Annotated in this window: 18 protein-coding genes; 17 read left to right on the forward strand and 1 reads right to left on the reverse strand. The window is 64.0% G+C overall.

Annotation, left to right across the window (positions count from 1 at the left end; all coding sequences use genetic code 11):
* Positions 1-31 precede the first annotated feature (31 nt).
* Positions 32-1,834 (reverse strand): terminase large subunit domain-containing protein, encoded by a 1,803-nt coding sequence (locus tag AC59GX_RS09050; RefSeq protein WP_497301525.1) that lies wholly within the window; start codon positions 1,832-1,834, stop codon positions 32-34.
* A gap of 168 nt (positions 1,835-2,002) precedes the next feature.
* Between AC59GX_RS09050 and AC59GX_RS09055 the strand changes: the two genes are divergently transcribed.
* The 17 genes from AC59GX_RS09055 to AC59GX_RS09135 all read left to right on the forward strand — a co-directional run bounded on the left by AC59GX_RS09055 (position 2,003) and on the right by AC59GX_RS09135 (position 15,328).
* Positions 2,003-2,830, forward strand: coding sequence for a GPO family capsid scaffolding protein (locus AC59GX_RS09055; RefSeq protein WP_497301526.1), 828 nt, complete (start codon positions 2,003-2,005; stop codon positions 2,828-2,830).
* 48 nt (positions 2,831-2,878) lie between these two features.
* Complete coding sequence (locus AC59GX_RS09060; protein WP_497301527.1) at positions 2,879-3,967, forward strand: phage major capsid protein, P2 family; 1,089 nt, start codon at positions 2,879-2,881, stop codon at positions 3,965-3,967.
* A gap of 36 nt (positions 3,968-4,003) precedes the next feature.
* On the forward strand, positions 4,004-4,828 hold the full coding sequence (gene gpM / locus AC59GX_RS09065; RefSeq protein ID WP_497301529.1) for a phage terminase small subunit: 825 nt from the start codon (positions 4,004-4,006) through the stop codon (positions 4,826-4,828).
* Between the two features lie 111 nt (positions 4,829-4,939).
* The gene (locus tag AC59GX_RS09070; RefSeq protein ID WP_497301531.1) at positions 4,940-5,161 is read left to right on the forward strand and encodes a hypothetical protein; all 222 of its coding nucleotides are present in this window, start codon (positions 4,940-4,942) and stop codon (positions 5,159-5,161) included.
* On the forward strand, positions 5,158-5,649 hold the full coding sequence (locus tag AC59GX_RS09075) for a head completion/stabilization protein (protein WP_353468569.1): 492 nt from the start codon (positions 5,158-5,160) through the stop codon (positions 5,647-5,649). Before AC59GX_RS09070 ends, AC59GX_RS09075 begins: the two co-directional genes overlap by 4 nt.
* Positions 5,646-5,873: a tail protein X gene (locus AC59GX_RS09080; protein WP_056063734.1), complete on the forward strand. Its 228-nt coding sequence runs from the start codon at positions 5,646-5,648 to the stop codon at positions 5,871-5,873. The genes AC59GX_RS09075 and AC59GX_RS09080 overlap by 4 nt, the downstream gene beginning before the upstream one ends.
* Positions 5,874-5,877: 4 nt before the next feature.
* A complete protein-coding gene (locus AC59GX_RS09085; protein ID WP_056063737.1) occupies positions 5,878-6,231 on the forward strand; it encodes a hypothetical protein in 354 nt (117 codons plus the stop codon).
* Positions 6,231-6,752, forward strand: a complete 522-nt coding sequence (locus AC59GX_RS09090; protein WP_497301533.1) for a lysozyme — start codon at positions 6,231-6,233, stop codon at positions 6,750-6,752. Before AC59GX_RS09085 ends, AC59GX_RS09090 begins: the two co-directional genes overlap by 1 nt.
* Positions 6,749-7,213: a hypothetical protein gene (locus tag AC59GX_RS09095; protein ID WP_107955468.1), complete on the forward strand. Its 465-nt coding sequence runs from the start codon at positions 6,749-6,751 to the stop codon at positions 7,211-7,213. The genes AC59GX_RS09090 and AC59GX_RS09095 overlap by 4 nt, the downstream gene beginning before the upstream one ends.
* 40 nt (positions 7,214-7,253) lie before the next feature.
* A complete protein-coding gene (locus tag AC59GX_RS09100) occupies positions 7,254-7,466 on the forward strand; it encodes a hypothetical protein (protein WP_497301535.1) in 213 nt (70 codons plus the stop codon).
* On the forward strand, positions 7,463-7,945 hold the full coding sequence (locus AC59GX_RS09105; RefSeq protein WP_497301536.1) for a phage tail protein: 483 nt from the start codon (positions 7,463-7,465) through the stop codon (positions 7,943-7,945). Before AC59GX_RS09100 ends, AC59GX_RS09105 begins: the two co-directional genes overlap by 4 nt.
* Positions 7,942-8,400 (forward strand): phage virion morphogenesis protein, encoded by a 459-nt coding sequence (locus AC59GX_RS09110; RefSeq protein WP_497301537.1) that lies wholly within the window; start codon positions 7,942-7,944, stop codon positions 8,398-8,400. The genes AC59GX_RS09105 and AC59GX_RS09110 overlap by 4 nt, the downstream gene beginning before the upstream one ends.
* 72 nt (positions 8,401-8,472) lie before the next feature.
* A complete protein-coding gene (locus AC59GX_RS09115) occupies positions 8,473-9,366 on the forward strand; it encodes a baseplate assembly protein (RefSeq protein WP_497301538.1) in 894 nt (297 codons plus the stop codon).
* Complete coding sequence (locus AC59GX_RS09120) at positions 9,356-10,009, forward strand: phage tail protein I (protein WP_497301539.1); 654 nt, start codon at positions 9,356-9,358, stop codon at positions 10,007-10,009. The genes AC59GX_RS09115 and AC59GX_RS09120 overlap by 11 nt, the downstream gene beginning before the upstream one ends.
* Positions 10,006-11,007, forward strand: a complete 1,002-nt coding sequence (locus AC59GX_RS09125; protein WP_497301541.1) for a tail fiber protein — start codon at positions 10,006-10,008, stop codon at positions 11,005-11,007. The genes AC59GX_RS09120 and AC59GX_RS09125 overlap by 4 nt, the downstream gene beginning before the upstream one ends.
* 3 nt (positions 11,008-11,010) lie before the next feature.
* Positions 11,011-14,364, forward strand: coding sequence for a hypothetical protein (locus AC59GX_RS09130; protein ID WP_497301543.1), 3,354 nt, complete (start codon positions 11,011-11,013; stop codon positions 14,362-14,364).
* Between the two features lie 22 nt (positions 14,365-14,386).
* Entirely contained in the window at positions 14,387-15,328 is a 942-nt protein-coding gene (locus tag AC59GX_RS09135; protein WP_497301544.1) for a hypothetical protein, read from the forward strand.
* Positions 15,329-15,333: the final 5 nt, after the last annotated feature.

A 15,333-nucleotide genomic window follows, 5' to 3' on the forward strand; every position in this document is an offset into this window, starting at 1 on the left:
TCGTGACGGCCCATGCGGCGTGCCTTGCCCATTATAGGATCTCCATAGTCGACTTGGGCGCTTCGCGGCCGTCGAGCGGTTCGTTGTTGAGGACGTGCATGATCGACCAGGCGAGATCCGCGTGGCCGTCGTCGCCGCCCCGGCCGGCCTTGAACGTGACGTTCCGGCCGCTGGTGGTCAGCGTTTTCTTGATCGAGACGAAGGATGAAACGACATCGAGCCAGCTCGCATCGAACGCCATGCGCCCGCGCGAGATCACATTCTGCGCCTTCATGATCATCATCGCCTTCACCTCGAGCGAATATTCGATCTTGGTGACGCCCTTGATCCCGGCATCGGGCTTGGCGAGCAGCTGATAGACGCCGGCGCCGACGCCCGACGCGTCGATGCCAAGAAACGTGCAATTGTACCGCGACAGCATACCCTTCACGAAGGTGGCCTGCTGTTCGAAGTCGAGACCGCGCAGTGGGTGGCGTTCGAGCAGGCGGAAAGCGCCGCCCTGGACGAGCGGCGGTGCCATGATCGACAGCGACGCATTATCGCCGTTCTCGCTGTTTTGCGGATCGTAGCCAGCCCAAACAGGGCGCTCGCCGTACGGGCGTGCGGCCTCCGGATTGAAGTCGGTCCAGTCCTCCATGGAGTCGCAGCCGCACTTGATCAGGTCGTTAAACCGGAACGCGGACAGGCTGTCGTCGACGAAGTCGCAGTCGAACAGGTTGGCAAACTCGTCTGGCGCATATTCGTCGCGCAGCTCGTCGATGTCGAACAGGTCGCAACCCGCCGCCTCGGCATCGGTGATCGTGACGATATGCCGCCAGATACGATCCGGCCCCTGCGCGCCGTCCTTTAGCGCGTCGTGGCTGACATCGATCTCAACGCGCTCGGCTTTGGCGCGTCGCCGATTGCGCCGCTCACCGGTCCAGTAGGGATAGGCCGCATGCGCGATCGTCGACGGCGTCGAGAAGTAGGTTTTACGCCACTTCTTGTGCGTCGCCATACCCGACGCGACCTTGTTCAACTCCTCGAAACTATGAACCCAAAAGAATTCGTCGAAGTAGAAGTTGCCGTGACGGCCCTGCGCAGTGCGGAAGTTCGTACCAAGGAAGTGTAGCTCGGCCGCGGCCTCCTCTGCCGGGCGTAGATCCGATGTGATATTCATCGGATCACCAGCAAGACTGACGCCGACCAGTTTGGCAAAGCTGACGATGTAGCTGCGGAACTGGTGCGCCTGCGCCTTCGACGCCGATAAGAATATCTGGTTGCGACCGGTTTCGATCGCGTCGATCAGCGCCTCGAACGCGAAATAGTAGGTCGCGCCGATCTGTCGCGACTTCAGTATCATGCGCGTTCGGAACGACAGCGCCTCGAACCACGCTTCTTGATACCCGTACAACTGGTCGAGGAAGATCGCCTTCAACTCGGCAGCCTGGTCGGCAGTGAAGTGGTTCTTCTTCGCCTTCTTCTTTTCGCCCGCGTTGCGGTTCGCGACCCGGTCGTTCAGATCGCCGGAATGACCGCCTGGTGCTTCATAGCGGCGGACCTTGGCCAAACTCTCGACCTGGCGGCGTAGCGCGTCCAACTCGGTATAATTGTCCCCGGTCTTCTTATCCTTGCAGATCAGCACCATCAGGCGCGTCTCAAGGCAGTCCTCCAGCTTGCGGATCGACGGCGCATCGTCCCAGTTATGCCGGCGCGCCCAGCTCTTCACCGTGTCGTATTTTACGTCCAGTTCGGAGCTGATCTGCGCCAGGCTCCACCCACGCCAGTACAGGCTGCGCGCCGCGCGGATCCGTTCTTCGACGGGCAGGGTCAGTGGGTCGGCAAGGATCGACATGGCACCGCCAGCCTAGCCACGCCGGCACGCCCCCCGCCCCCCACGGCTCTTGTAGAAAGTAATTCTACAAGAGCGCGCGCTTGAGGAAGGCACCGTATTCGGTCCCTGTTCGACCTCGCTAACGGGCGCTTGGCGCGCCGCAACCGACCGAACCGAGGACCAGCCGCCATGGGCACCAAGAGCAAGCCGTTTCGCATCTTCGTCGAAGGTGAAACCATCAGCGATGGCCGCAAGGTCACGGCCGAGATGATCGACGAGTGCGTCGCGACCTTCGCGCCCGCCACCTACAGTCCGCGCATCAACATCGAGCACGTCTCGGGCTACAGCCCCGAGCCACCGTTCAACGGCTATGGCGACGTCGTCGAGGTGGAGGCCAAGACCGACGACTTCACGATCGCCGGCAAGGTCGAGAAGCGCCGTGCAATGTACGGCGTCGTCGATGGCAACGACCAGCTCGTTTCGCTCGCGAAGGCCGACCAGAAGCCTTTCCCCTCGGTCGAGCTAACGCCCAGCTACGCGGGGAGCGGCAAGTTCGGCATCATCGGCTTGGCCTTCACCGACACCCCGGCGTCGATCGGCACCCAGCGTTTGCAATTCTCGAACCGCGCGCCGGGCAGCGTGTTCGCCTTCTCCACCGACGCGGTCACGATCGAGTTCGAGGCCAAGAAGGCCGAGGACGAGAAGGTTGAAAGCATCGTCGATCGCCTGTTCGCCGCGGTCACCGCCAAGTTCAAGCCGGTCGAGCCCGACAAGCCGAAGGACGAACCGAAGCCCAAGCCAGCCAACGACAACTTCGATCCGGCATCGTTCGCTGCCGATATCAAATCGATCGTCACCGGCGTCGTGACCGCCGCGCTCAAGCCGATCACGGAGACGCAGACCGCCCACCAGCGCGATTTCGCCACGCTCAAGACCCAGCTCGCGAACACCGAGCAGTCGGGCTTTTCGCGCGCGCCCGCGTCGGGCGGCGGGGACGACGCCGTCACCGACTGCTGATCTCCAGCCACCCGCCCAGACCGCCAAGCCTTCACAGGAACCGCCCCGATGCTCAACGTAACCCGCAACAAGTATGACGCCTACACCCAGCAGATCGGCAAGCTGAACAACGTCGCCGACCCCAGTCGTTCGTTCGAGGTGCTGCCGTCGGTGGCCCAGACGCTGCGTGCCAAGCTGAAGACGTCCAGCGACTTCCTGTCGAAGATCAACATCATCCCGGTGGTTGCGCAGGAAGGTGACAAGGTCGGCGTTGGCGTGAAGGGAACGATCGCGAGCCGCACCGACACCCGCGTGAAGGACCGCGAGCCTCGTTACCCCGGCGATCTCGACGAAACGCGCTACCGTTGCGAGAAGACCGACTTCGACACGCTGGTGCGATACGAGACGCTCGACGCCTGGGCGCATCAGCCGAATTTCCAGACCCTGCTGCGCGATGCGATCATCAGCGCCAAGGCCGTCGACATCATCACGATCGGCTTCAACGGCGTGAAGGTAGCCAAGGATACCGACCCGGTCGCCTATCCGCTCCTTCAGGACGTCAACAAGGGCTGGCTCCAGCACATCCGCGAAGACGCCCCCGAGCGCCACGCGGCCGGCGGTGACCTGAAGGCAGAAACCCGAGTGAACGGCGTCGTGACCGTACCAGGCGCGATCTACGTCGGGGCCGGTGAAGTCGGTGTCGAGGTCGATTACGTCAACATCGACGCAATGGTGTTCGCCGGCATCGAACTGCTGCACGAGAACTACCGCGAGGATACAGACCTGGTCGCGATCGTCGGCCGCGCGCTCGTCAACGACAAGTATTTCTCGATCGTCAACGCATCGGGCGACAAGGCAACCGAGCAGCTGGCGCGTGACGTCCTGCTTTCCGACAAGAAGATCGGCGGTTTGACCGCGGTCCGCGTGCCGAAGTTCCCCAAGAGCGCCATCCTGATCACCACGCTCGCCAACCTGTCGGTCTATGAACAGATCGGCACCGAGCGTCGCAAGATCGAGGACAACGCCAAGCGCGACCAGATCGAGAACTACGAGAGCGTCAACCACGCCTATGTCGTCGAAGACATGGGCAAGGCGGTGCTGATCGAGAACATCGTCATGGGCAAAGCCCCGGCCGCGCCTGCGCCGGCTGGCGGCTAACCCTTTCCCCCCGTTCCCGCCCCCACAGGACACGCCATGAGCTTCGCTCGACGCCAGGAACAAATCCTAGCCATGAAAGCGGCGTCTGCTCCTGCATCCGGGGGCGGGCACACCCGTACCGCCGCGGTCGTACCATCGGCCGCGGCGGACCAACTCCCCATTCCCACCGGCAACACGCCGGCCGCCCGGAATGCCGCGACCGTTGCCCTGCGCTTCCGCCATGATCGCCAGCGCCTCAAGCAGATCAAATCCAAGGAGCTGAAGGTCGCCGCCAAGCGTCAGATGCTTCCGGAATATCTGGCCTGGTGTGATGGGCTGCTGGACGCCGGCCGTCGTGTCGAAGGTCGGCAACTGGAACCCACCGGCGCCGACGATGTCCTGCCGAGCATCATGGTCTGGTGCCTGGACGTTGGCGACTGGACGCGCGGCCTGATGCTGGCGAGTTTCGTCCTCCGCTTTTCGATCCCCATGCCGAAGCACTTCGTGCGCGATGCCGCGACGCTGGTCCTGGAAGAGATCGCGGACGCTGCTTTGAGGGCACAGGCACGGAGCGAAGCATTCCCGTTGTACGTGCTGGAGGCCGTCGAAATGCTGACGGACGGCATCGACATGCACGACGAACCCAAGGCCAAGCTGTTCAAGGCGATCGGTGCCGAGCTGGTGCGTGCGGCCGGCGAGGCGACCGGCGACGCCATCGTGCCGACGATCGAGCGCGCCGTGGCCGTGCTGACCCGCGCACAGGACAAGAACGAACGTGTCGGCGTGAAGACGATGCTGCGCGGCCTCGAAAAAGCGAAGGCCGCAGCCATCAAGAACGCCGACGCCAGCATTGAAACACAGGCCGGCGATACCGCCGGCTGACCAAGCTCGCCCCCGGCGCTCGGGGACGGATCACGCGAGACGGGAGGCCTCCGGGTCGCAGGGCCGTCGATCGACCTGATCCCCACCCCCGTGAATTTCTAGGACCGTTCGATGGCCGACTTCCTCGTCAGCTCCCTGATCGCCTTCGTAGGCGTCGCCGCGTTGGTCGCAGCCGTCGCGATCACGCTGGTTGGCGGCATGCTCATGATCATCGCACGTAAGGGCGATCGACCAATCGAGCTTGAGCCGCGCCGCTTCGCCTGGTGCGCGATAACGCTCGGTGTGCTGTTGGGGGGGAAGGCGCTCGACGTCGTCGCCAGCGTGTCGCTGTGACCGGCCTGATCGCAACCGTCCTGCCAGACGAGGATACGCCCGCACCGGCGCTGATCGTCAACGACGGGTTCTTTCCGGACATCGATCCTGCGGTATTCCGCAAGCAGCATCGGATCCGCGACGCGGTGACGCCGGATCGCGCCCGCGAGGCGCTGATCGCGGCAATGCTCGCGGTCTATCGCGATCTCGCCGCCTGGGCATTGAGCCACCGCGCAGCGGGCACTCGGAAGCTTGACGACGTGCGGCTATCGGATGGGTCTATCTCGACGATCGACGGCATAAACACGCTTGTCCTGCTCTACCAGCGCGCCGTCTTCACGGCCGCGAAGGCGGAAGTCGTCGAGCGCTATCGCGACGTGGACCTGACCAGCGCCGGGCAGCGCAAGGCTGAGGATCTCGAACCGAGCGTCACCGAGCTGCGCCGCGATTCAATCCACGCGATCCGCGATATGCTGGGCGTCACACGCACCACGGTCGAGTTGATATGACCTCGTCGCTCGACATCGTTCGTGCGCGCGACGGCGACACGCTCGACGCGCTGATCTGGCGCGAACGCAACCTCGGCCCGGCCGATCTGCCCGCCGTGCTTGCCGCCAACCCCGGCGTCGCCGGCCTCGGCTCGATCCTGCCGAAGGGTCAGCCAATCAACCTCCCCGCCATCGCCGCGCCGGCTACCGCCGTCCGCACCGATGTCCTCAACCTGTGGGACTGACCGTATGAAGGATCTACTTCACGACTTCGGGACCTGGCTGCTGGCGTTCGTCATCAGCCTGGTCCCCGCCGGCCTCGGGTCTGTCGTCAGCCTACTTGTCGAAACCGGCCTCACTTGGGGCCAGCGGATCGCGCAAGTCTGGGTCGGCATCGTCGTCAGCTATTTCGTCACGAACGCCGCCAACGCGATGTTCGGCATGCACCCGTTCGTGTCGCAGGCGATCGGCTTTCTCGTCGCCATGGTCGCCTTCAAGGGCGCCCCCGGTTTCATTGCCGGCTGCAGCGCCGTCCTCGCCGAACTGCCCGGCAAGCTTAGCGAGCGGCTGCTCGCGCTCATCCCGCGAAAGGACCCCAAGTAATGCCCGGTTACGGACCGCCCCCTACTCCCGCGAAGAAGCTCCCCCCCAAGACGCTAATCGGGGTAATCGGCGCAGCCGCAGCGCTGATCGTGACCCCGTTCGTGTCCGGATGGGAGTCGGGCGGCACGCCGCGCCTCGTTGCATACCAGGACATCGTCAAGGTGTGGACGATCTGCGGCGGCGAGACGCTGGGCGTGAAGCCCGGCATGGTCGAGACGGTTGCGGGGTGCGAGCTGCGCGAGGAAGCGGCTCTCATTCGCCATGCCGAACCGGTCTTGGCCTGCACGCCAGTCCTGCGCTCGCATCCCAACCAGCTCTCAGCCGCAATCAGCCTCGCCTATAACATCGGCACCGGCGGGTATTGTGGATCAACCGTCGCGCGGCGCTTCAACGCCAGCAACTGGCGTGGTGCCTGCGATGCTTTCCTGATGTGGAACAAGGCGGGTGGCCAGGTCGTGCGCGGCCTCGACCGCCGTCGGCGCGCCGAGCGCGACCTCTGCCTGAAGGAGCTGCCCCGATGATCCGCACCCTGTTCGCCAAGGTGAAGGCCGAGGCCTTCTTCCTCGTCCTGCTCGCCGTCGCCGCGGTCGGTGCCTGGCTGTACGTCCAGTACCGCCAGGTCAGCGCCGACCGCGACGACCTGCGCCACCGCGCCGAGTTGATCTGCGCCGGATCCGGCGCGGACTTCGCCGCAATGGGTAACACCGCACGCGGTGTCCGGTGCGCACAAACGGTCGCCGGCCTGGTGAAATTCAAAAGCGACAGCGACCAGCTCACCGCCGCCACACTCGCACAGGCGATGGCCGATCACGACGCTCGACAGAACGACGACACCCGCGCCGCGCGCGCTGCTGCCGAGGCAGCAAGCTCGGCCGCACAACGAATGGAGATGGCAGATGCACAAGCTGAACGGACGAATCTTGTCGATAGCGATTGGTTTCGCGCTGTTAACGGCGTTGCCGGCCTGCGCCCGGCACGCTGACGCCCCGCCAGCGGTCATCTCAGCGCCGATCGTAGTGAAGGTGAAGGACACGCCCCCGGCAGAGCTTCTTACGTGCGCTACGCGCCCCGAGGGCCTGCCGGAGGATCCGTCGCTGATCGCGCAGATCCCGACCAAGATCCGTGCCGGCATTATCCGCCTCGCGCGTGCCTTCGCCGGCAACGCCGATCGCGCCGACCGCCTGGTCAACTGGAACGTGCCGGGCAGCTGCCCGGCCGCGAAAACGGCACCGTGAAAAAGCTCGATACCCTGCGCGCACATTTACTCGCATCTGTTCCCGAAATTGGGAACAGCCCCGAGAAGATGGAGATTTTCGTCGACAAGGGCGATGTGGCGGTGCGCGCAGGCTCGCTCTCGTTCGAGTATTCTTACACCGCTTCGGTGTGGGTGCAAGACTACTCGGGCAGTGTGGACAACCTCTTGGTGCCGATCCTCGCTTGGATAGCGGCGAACCAACCCGATCTATTCGAGAAGGGCGACCGCAAGCCCTTCACGTTTGAATCGGAGCTGCTCGACGCAGAGACGTGCGACATCACGATCTCGATCGACCTGACCGAGCTGGTCCGCGTCGAGCAACAGCCGAACGGCCTCAAGGTCATGCATCTACCCGAACCGGTTATGAACGACGCCTTTGCCGGTGTTCCGAACGGCACCAACCTATGGGCCGGCCTGATCGAGGACGGCACCGGCATGGTCGAGATCGTCACGCGATGAACGACTTCGCGCCGATCGAGCAGCTGGTACGCGATCTACTGGTCCGTACCGCCGCGCCGGAACGCGCGCGGCTGATGCGCTCGATCGGCCGCGAGATCCGCAAGAGCCAGTCGGACCGTATCGCTGCCCAGCGCGATCCCGAGGGCGCGGCGTTCGCCCCGCGCCGTCCCAAGCCCGATCGCGGCCGGAAGAAAGGCAAGCTTCGCCAGCAGAAGATGTTCCGCAAATTGCGCATGGCAAAGAGCCTGAAGGCGGGCGGCAACGGCGACGAAGTTTGGGTCGGCTTCGGCGGTCGCGCATCGCGCATCGCCAGCATTCACCAGGCCGGCCTGTCGGACGCCCCGGCACCTGGTCAACCGAAGGTACGCTATGCCCGACGCGTGCTGCTCGGCCTGACGGAAGCCGAACAACAGCGGATCCTCGATCTCATTCTCGCGCAGGTAACACCGGACTAATCTTGTAGAATGTGTTTCTACAAGAGCGCGCCATAGCCATGCCCTCGCCGCGCCGACGACATGGCCGGCGTCATGACCGCCACCACCGCCATCGTCGACCTGTCGAAGCTCGATCCGCCGACGATCGTCGAGCAGCTCGATTATGAGACGATCCTAGCGCGCAAGGTCGCGCGGATGATGGCGCTGTTCCCCGACTTCGACGCGACCGTCGACAGTGATCCGGCGATGAAGGTCCTGCAGATTGCCGCCTACGACGAACTGTTGCTTCGCCAAGACTTTAACGAACGCCTTGTTGGCCGCCTGGTCGCCTATGCGACCGGCGCAACCCTCGACCATATCGGCGCGGCGATCGGCGTCGCCCGTCTCGCTGTCACCCCCGCTAACGCCACCACCGGTGCGGCAATCGTCTACGAAGACGACGATAGCTTTCGTGCGCGCATCGTCCTCGGCCCGGAAGGCTTCACCGCAGCGGGTCCCGAGCTTGCCTATGTAAAGCGCGCGAAGGACGCCGGCACCGACGTCCTGGACGCGAGTGCGATCTCGCCCGCGCCGGGTGAAGTTTTGGTCACGGTCCTGTCGCGTTCGGGCGACGGCACAGCGCCGGAGTCTCTTCTCCAGGCAGTCCGCGACATCGTCCTCGATCCTGCCGTTCGCCCGGTCGGCGACCTGGTCACGGTCGCATCTGCAACCCAGCGCCGTTTCGTCATCGACGCGCGGATTTGGACGTTCGCCGGCCCGGATCCCGAGCTCCTGATCGTAACGGGACAGGGACGGCTCGCTAAGTATCTGACCGATTCACGCCGACTCGGCCGCAACGTCACGCTTTCCGGCATGAACGCCGCCATGACGGTCTCCGGCGTGCAGCGCGTGGAGATCCTATCCCCCGCGGCCGACATCGTTTGCGATCGAACCGAAGCAGCTCTCTGCACTTCCGCGACGGTCATTCATGGCGGCTATGACGACTAGCCTGCTCCCACCCAATGCAACGGGCCTCGAGCGCGCGTTAGAGGCCGGCGTCCGCGCCGGCAGCGTTACGACGCCCGTCGATCAAATCGACGTCGCAGAGACGTGCCCGGCAGAGCTGTTGCCTTGGCTGGCGTGGGGCCTCTCCGTTGATAGCTGGGACGGCAACTGGTCTGATGCGGACAAGCGCGAGGTTGTCGGCAATTCGCTCGCGTTCCATCGGCTTAAAGGCACGCGCCTCTCGGTTGAGACGGTGTTGGCGCGCTTCGATAAGCTCGCCAAATTAGTCGAGTGGCACGAGGCGGAACCGCGGCGCGCGCCTCATACCTTCGAAATTGTTCTTCCCCTCGTGCTGGACAACGGCACCGCGCCTGGTGGCAACCGCTCAACCGCCGCGTTTGCCGAGGCGATCATTCGCGAGGTCTCGCGCGTAAAGCCGCTCCGCGAACACTTCACGCTCGTCCACGCACTGACTTTGGACGGCATTATCGGCGTCCAGGGGGTCGCACGCGGCTTCATCGAAGTGCGGCAGGACATGGACCTGATCGCTGACACCTCACCCGAATGGGATTTCTATCTGCAGACCGAGGAAGGCGAGCCGCTGCTCGACGCCACGGACGGCAGCTATTTGGACACCAGCCTATGACCGCGCTCCGTCTCGTCCTCACGAAAGCGGGGATCACGCGCTTCGCTGCCGCCCAGCTTGGCGATCCGATCGACCTGACGGTCGCCGCGATCGGGCTGACCGCTGCGGACTTCATCGCGGTGCCGACGCTGACCGCGCTACCCGGCCAGTTTCGCCTCGTCACCGCCGTGTCGGGCGTCGTGGCCGGCGACAACACCGTGCATATCGTCATGCAGGACGCGGAAGAGGTTACCTACACGGTACGGGGATTCGGCCTGATCCTCGCAGATGGCACTCTGCTCGCCGCCTACGGGCAGTCGACGCCGATCGTCGAGAAGCCGTTGGCCGGCACCTTCTTTATGCCGCTCGATCTCGCCTTCCCAACCACGGCGATCAACAGCCTGACGTTCGGCAGCACGAATTTCCTCAACCAGGCCGCGACCACGACCAAGAAGGGCGTCGTCGAACTGGCGACCAAGACGGAAGGCCTCGCTGGCGAGGATCCGCTGCGCGTCCCGCCCGTCGCGGTCGTTCGCGCTATGCTTGAGCAGCATGTGCCGACCGGCTCGATCCTGCAGTGGTTCGGCGCGGTCGACACGGTCCCCAAAGGCTGGGCGATCTGCGATGGCAGCATCGTCGATCGCGGCGATGGCAAAGGCCAGATCACCACGCCCGATATGCGCGGTCGCGTTGCGGTTGGCGCGACGATCGACGCGCCGGCTGGCACCAAGTTCGGCGCGACGTCGAAGGATCTGACGACAGGCAGCGCTGGCGCTCACACGCCGATCGCGAACGTCACCGTCGAGAAAGCTTCGACCCTCGCCACTGTCAGCACGACGACGCGCAATGTCGACGCCGGCGGATCCGCGAACGGCGTCATCACCAGCGTCACCCTCAACGACCCGATGCACACGCACGCCGCGAGCGCGACTGTCGATGCGGTGCCGGCGCACGATCACACCCTCACGGTCGACGTCACCCAGCCGTCGCTGTCCCTTCACTACATCATGAAGATTTGATCCATGGCGAAGATCTCCCAGCTTCCGGCGCTCAACGATCCGAACGGCACCGAACTCGTGCCCGTCGTCAAAGACGGCAAGACCATGCGCGCGAGTGTCGCCGGCCTCGTCGCGGGCGCCGTTGCGGGCACTGTCGACAACCTGAAAGTCGACGCCGTTGCCTATATCGGCAGACCGGGGGACGCGGCGCTGGTCGACGGTACGCCGACCGGCATCGGCGCGATCTATTGGCATGACACGGTCGACGATACCGGCAGCGTTATCGCCGTCGATGTTTTTGATCGCGCGGCCGGCACGATCAACCTCGCGTCATATCGCGGTCCGCTCGGCGCGCTGGCGCGCTCGGCGCTCACCTCGGTCAAGACGACCGGAACGCGGACGTCGCGCCGCATCATGCTCGCAGAGCCGATCCCCGTTCGCGCAGGCGACATTCTGGCAGTGCAGCCGACCGATGGCGCACTCACGGTCGCCGAGGTCCAGTCGGGCGATATCGGCTACACTTACAGCGCGCCGTACCTGCCCGAAACCGTGGCGCTCGGTGCGCCGACGACCAACGGTCAAGTCCAGGTTCGATTCGTCATCGCCTACCGCAAACAGGTTGTGACGGCCGATACCTTCCTGTCCTCAACCAAAGCCAAGATCCTCGCGCCGCGCGCAGTCGCCTTGTCCAGCGACGTGAACCCGCGCGGCTATGTCGCATGGACGACCACCGGACAACCGACCGGGCATCTGGTGAAATGGGGCAACTACACCGCCACCCTCGACGGCAAGGCCCAGCGCATGGAGTTCCCCAACTTCTCGCTCGCGCAGCCATACGCCTTCATCGGCAATAGCCTGACGGACAGCACGGACGTCGTGAACCGCTGGTCGCAGGTGCTTGCCGCTCGATACGGCCAGCTGATGATCAGCGTGGCGCGCTATTCGTCGGATTGGCGCATGGTCTACCGCGTCGGCGCCAAGGAGATTGTGCTGACTCTTGCCGGCGCGCTCCCCGCAGCCGGCTCGGTGGCGGTCTCGAAGATCAATGGCGCGGCGATCGATGGCAACAACCCGGCCGCGTTCCTGACGACCGGCGATCCGGGCGTCGTCTCGGGCATGGCGATGAGCGGATACCTCACGCGGAACGGCGTCACCCGTCGCGCGACGGTGTCGGCACCGAACGGCGCGAGCTTTGCCTATGTGGTGACGCAAGCGGCGGGGCAGACCGCGATCACCTTCGACGGCCCGGTGACGTTCGTACCCGACTTCGCCTTGTCGGTTCCGGGGCGGATCTGCGTCATCTGGCTTGGCAACAACTACTTCTTCAGCGGCGTTGCGAACGCGTACGGCGACCACACCAACCCGCAGATGTGGGTCGATCTCAAGCTGATCGTTGCCTTCCTGCAAGCGCGCGGTTGCCGTGTGCTGCTGATCCCACTGATCCCGTCGGCTAACACGGCCGAGGGAGATAACTGGCTCGCGCGCGGTGCCGGCACGCCATACACCGCCATGGAGTCCGCCAATGCGCGCACCGAGGCGATGTTCCCCGGTCTGGTGGCGCGTCATGCGGACGGCCGGACCTTCCTGAAGTTCCTGCAGGATCGCAACGACGGCTCGCCGGAAGCCCTCGACGACGTCGCCAAGGGCTTCACGCCCCGGAACCTGCGGCGCAGGGCTGACGGGTCCTACGATCTGCTGCACATGTACGGCGACGGGACCGGGGATCTCGCGGTTGCCGACTTCGTCGACAGCGCGCTGCAGGCCCAGGCGTTACCCAACCTGGTCACACAGACGACCGACTTCATCATCACGGCGATCGGTGCGGAAGGGCAGCTTCCTGATACCGCGATCGCGCGCGTCAGCCGAGATACCGTCGGCGACATTGCGGACCGCCTCGCCATCGCGTCGGCAGCGGTATCCAAGGTCACCGCCAGCGTCGGCGGTATGAGCCTCGTCCCATACTCGAACCCGAAGTATTCACACGCTTTCGTCGACGAGGGCCGCCACATTCTGGCGCTGATCGAGCGTGCCGGCGCGTGTTGGAACGTCGCTCTTTCTCAAGACATGTTCGCCGCACCTGGGGATAGGACGTCGGCGTCGTTGATCCAGAATCCGGCTGGCACGGAGATCCAGATCGCCGCTGCGAACGCGGCGCGGTTCGGTTCGCTGAGCATCAAGGCGCTGACCCACAGCAAGTATTCGCATGCTCTGATCGACGAGTCGAAGAACATCCTCGCATATATCGAGCGGGCATCGGCAAAATGGCTGATCGCGCTCTCGGATGATGTAGCTATCAGTCCGCAAGCTATTCTTGGCGATGCGCGGTTTGCATCACAGGACGCCAAGCGTTCGGGCTTCCTGTTCCCATGGTACACCACCGATCGGACGCTGGTAGGCGGTATCCTGAACACCGGGAAGCTGCTGGCGAGCCTCGACGAGCGCTCGATCATTCCGCCCAGCACGGTGGCGGCTGCAATCGCAAGCCTGTTGGCTTCGTCGAACATGGGAATGCCGTCGAGCCGGTTCTTTTTCTCCGGCGACAGCCTCACCGCGGGTGCTGGCGGTGCCGGCACGACGATGCCGATCGTCATGGTCACCGCCTTGGGCGGGAAGCTCTACGTCAACACCGGTGTAGGCGGCACGCGATCGGACAGCATCGGCGTTCGCCAGGGCGCGATCGCGATGAACCTGACGCTCGCGGCCGACCTTCCTGCAGACACGTCCGAGGTCGACGTCACGGCATATTCGGTTGAATTTACCAACAACCAGGGCAGCCAGACGATTGCCGGTGTGATCGGCGGTGTTTCGGTCATTCTCCGCCGCTACGGTGTTAGCGGCAACGAGGCCGTCACGATGAAGTACACGGTCCGCCGCGTGACTGCGGCCGGATCGTCGACCGCTATCGCGCCTGGCACCCGGTTTTTCTCGACGATCGCGACGGGCAACGAACTCGACTTCCACTATATCCAGGCAGGCCAGAACGACGCCAAGACGACCCGCGCCGACAAGATCGCGATCCGCGATAATATCCTGAAGATGATCGACCGGATCGGCCATGATCGTTTCGGGATCATCGCCTTGAAGCCGACCGGTGTCGCAGAAGTCAGGGGTTCGTCCGGCTACACAATCAAGGCGGAGATCAACGACCTGATCGCGCAGGCGGTTGGTCCGCACTTCATCCGGTCATACGAATATATGGCCTCGGCCGGAGCGCTCGCTGACGCCGGTATCACCCCGACGCAAAGCGACCTGGACACAATCGCGGGCGGTGCAATTCCGCCCAGCCTGTTGGTCGACAGCATCCACGGGAACGCCGCGTATTACACCCTTGAAGGCAACTTCATGGCGCGCTGGCACCGTGGTCAAGGCTGGAACTAAGTAACTTTTAAGGAGAATTCTAATGGGTTCAGCACTTGTCCTTCCCGGTAGCGTCGACTTCTCGCCGTTCGGTAAGTTTCATGAGATCGAAGGAACGTGGGACAGCACGATTGCGCTGGTCGATTTTGGATTTAACCCCGTATCGGCAATCCCGGCGACCGGCGCGACGGTAACTAATCTCATGCGTTCGCGTATGGCAGAAGTGACCGGCTTGCCCGTAGCCTCTTGCGACCTCACGGTGGACAATAGCTGCAACAATGCCGACGCCGGGCGTGCGTCAGCCGAGGTGACGGCCAAGGGGGCTATTCACTGCGCCAGCCCCCAGTCGGGCGCGCAGACTATCGTTTCTGCCTTCGGCATGTATTTCTCGAAAGGCTTCGGCGATTGGCTCCTCGCCAACAGCGACGCCGGCAATGACTACGCGGTCATGGCGTCGGTGTTCGTTCGCTGCACCCGCAACCAGCTCGAGAGCGACCCTGGCAACGTCCGCCAGTCGATGATGCACATTGCCAACGGCGCTTCGGCAACCGGGAACAATATGTATATTCATCCGGCGCGGGTGACTGCTGGGCAAAGTAATCAGCGACCGACCGCTGCGGATGCCGGGTACATCATCGCTCCGACCCAAATCCCTATGGCAGGCGAGGCTGGCCTGGCGGCAATCGCGTCCCAAGGTTGGAACGGTAATAAACCGTCGGACTCGGCCGCACTCATTACCCGACGGTTATTCATCCTGGGTCTTTCCGATGCCTGGTCGGGCTTCAACCAGAACAAGGTCGGCAGTTATGTGATCTACCGCGCTCAGTTCGACATCATCAATCTGAGTGACATCGGCGGTGCAAACTTCGCAGCGAAGGCCGAGGCAATGAGGACGTCGCTTGCCGCTCAAGCCGCACGCGACTTTGCCCAGGGCGGTCGCTTCTATGGCGATACGTTCACCCCTGCCGCTACGCTGAAGCCCTGAAATGG

It is taken from the genome of Sphingomonas sp. 320_CC, assembly GCF_059691795.1.